General features: G+C 63.6%; 2 protein-coding genes. Both read right to left on the reverse strand.

Going from position 1 to position 2,506, the window contains the following annotated elements; translation table 11 throughout:
• Positions 1-126: 126 nt before the first annotated feature.
• A complete protein-coding gene (gene istB / locus SPHV1_RS00660; protein ID WP_054944222.1) occupies positions 127-894 on the reverse strand; it encodes an IS21-like element helper ATPase IstB in 768 nt (255 codons plus the stop codon).
• A complete protein-coding gene (gene istA / locus SPHV1_RS00665; protein WP_082430708.1) occupies positions 891-2,387 on the reverse strand; it encodes an IS21 family transposase in 1,497 nt (498 codons plus the stop codon). Before istA ends, istB begins: the two co-directional genes overlap by 4 nt.
• Positions 2,388-2,506 lie beyond the last annotated feature (119 nt).

The following is a 2,506-nucleotide window of genomic DNA, read 5'->3' on the forward strand; positions in this document are numbered from 1 at the left end:
TGTCAACGGCGGAGTAAAAGTCGGCCATTGGGCGGCGCAAAATCAGGCCGGGTGATCCGTGTGCTGGCGAGCGCCGCGAGGGCGTAGCCCGAGTGGGGGTCGCCAACACACGGATGGTCTTTTCTGTCAGGGGTTGGAGCGTGCCTTGCGCGCCTGGCTTTGGGCCAGACGATAGCTCTCTCCGTTCATCTCGAGTATGGAGACGTGGTGGGTAAGCCGGTCGAGGAGCGCGCCTGTCAGGCGCTCGGAGCCGAACGTTTCGGTCCACTCGTCGAACGGCAAGTTGCTGGTGATCAGCGTCGAGCCGCGCTCGTAACGCTGCGAGATCAGCTCGAACAGCAGTTCCGCGCCGGTTTTCGAGAGCGGCACGAACCCCAGTTCATCGATGATGAGGAGCTTGTATCCGGCCATTTGCTTGTGGAGGCGCAGAAGGCGGCGTTCGTCGCGTGCCTCCATCATCGCGCTGACCAGCGCGGACGCGGTGGTGAAGCCGACCGTCAGGCCCTTCTGGCAGGCGGCAAGGCCGAGGCCGATCGCCACATGGGTCTTGCCGGTTCCCGAGGGACCAAGGGCTATGACGTTCTCGCGGCGGTTGATCCAGTCGCAGCGTGCCAGTTCCAGCACCTGCATCTTGTTGAGCTTGGGGATCGCGGCAAAGTCGAAGCTGTCGAGGCTCTTGGCGGCCGGGAACTTCGCAGCCTTGATCCGGCGCTCGACCATCCGGCGTTCCCGGTCGATCAGCTCCAGTTCGACAAGCCGGGCAAGGTAGCGGACGTGATCTGCGCCCTCGGCCGCGCATCGCCGGGCCAGCTTGTCATGCTCGCGCAGGAAGGTTGGTAGCTTGAGCGTCTTGAGGTGGCTGGCCAGTAACAGCTCGGGGGACGGACTGCTCATGCCGCATCCTTCGCATCGCCCGAGAGCAACTGCATGTAGGAGCGCGCCGATGTCGTCTCCACCCTGGCTCTGGGCAGATAGGGATAGATCGCCATGTCCAATCGGGGTGGTCGGCGCTCCACCCGGCACAGCAGGAGATGCTTCACGGCATCAAAGCCGATCGCCCCGATATCGAGAGCCTGCTTTACGGCCGCATGCAGATCGGCAAGCGTGAAGCTCTCCAGCAGACGCAGCACCTGCACATACTCGCGCCGACCATGCTTGCCCATACGAGCTTCCATGAGGCGGCGCAGCGTTGCAAACGCTTCGGGCAGGTGCCAGCCTTGCAGGGGCGCTGCCTGATCGAGCGCATTGATCTTCTGTTCGATCAGGGGAAGGTAATGGATGGGATCGAAGATCACGTCCTCGCGCTCGTAGCTGCGCACATGACGGGCAATGACCTCGCCCCGGCAGCCGATCACCACCTCGCCGACATAGCCCCGGATCCATACCTCCTGATGGCCGAAGCGCACCGGCACCGAGTAATCATTGGTCCGGTAACGCACCAGCGCCTGCGACGAGACCTGGCCGCTGGTCTGGTCACAAGCCTCGAACGGGGCAGCCGGCAGTTCCTGCATCGCCGCCAGATCGCGCTTCAGCCTCTCGCCGATCGTCTCGCTCTCGCCCCGCAGCCGGTCGTTCTGACGCTTGCGGCATTGCTCCTCGAGCCACAGGTTGAACGCCTCCCACGTCGCGAACCGGGGGATCGGCACCATGAAGTTGCGGCGAGCATAACCGACCAGCCCTTCAACACTGCCTTTGTCGTTCCCCCTGCCGGGACGGCCGTAACGATCGCGGATCAGGTAATGCGACAGGAAGCCGCTGAACAGCCGGGCGCGCTGCCTCGTGCCGTCGGGCAGGATCTTCGAGACCAGGCAGCGGTCGTTATCGTAGACGATCGACAGCGGCACCGCGCCGAAAAACGCGAAGGCGTGCACGTGGCCGTCCATCCATGCCTCGGCAACGGCAGCGGGATAGGCGCGCACGTAGCAGGCGTCGCTGTGCGGTAGATCGAGCACGAAGAAATGCGCCTTCTGCACAACACCGCCGATCTCGACCATGGCCTCACCAAAATCTGCCTGGGCATGGCCGGGCGCATGCGCCAGCGGCACGAACATCTCCCGGCTGCGCTGCTCGCGCTGTCGGATGTAATCCTTGATGATCGTGTAGCCGCCGGTGAAACCGTGCTCTTCGCGAAGGCGGTCAAATACCCGCTTCGCCGTATGACGCTGCTTGCGCGGAACCTGACGGTCACCATCAAGCCATGCATCGATGATCGGAACGAACGCTTCCAGCTTGGGCCGCCGCACCGCCGCCGTCCGGCGGTAACCGGGGGGCTCCGAATACGACAGCATCTTGCGGACCGTGTCGCGCGATACGTTGAAATGCTTCGCCGCCTCACGCTGGCTCATGCCGCCCGCGCAAGCAAGACGCACCTTCAGGTAAAGATCCACGGTATATATCTCCACGCCCTCCCTGCTCGCGCAAAGAAGGCAAAGTGGACGACTTTTACGCCGCCCGCAGCAGCACTTCGCCGCCGCCACCGTGGTCTAATTTTGCACCGCCGTTCTCA

The sequence above is a fragment of the Novosphingobium sp. KN65.2 genome, assembly GCF_001368935.1.
In the GTDB taxonomy this organism is placed as follows: Bacteria; Pseudomonadota; Alphaproteobacteria; order Sphingomonadales; family Sphingomonadaceae; genus Novosphingobium; species Novosphingobium mathurense.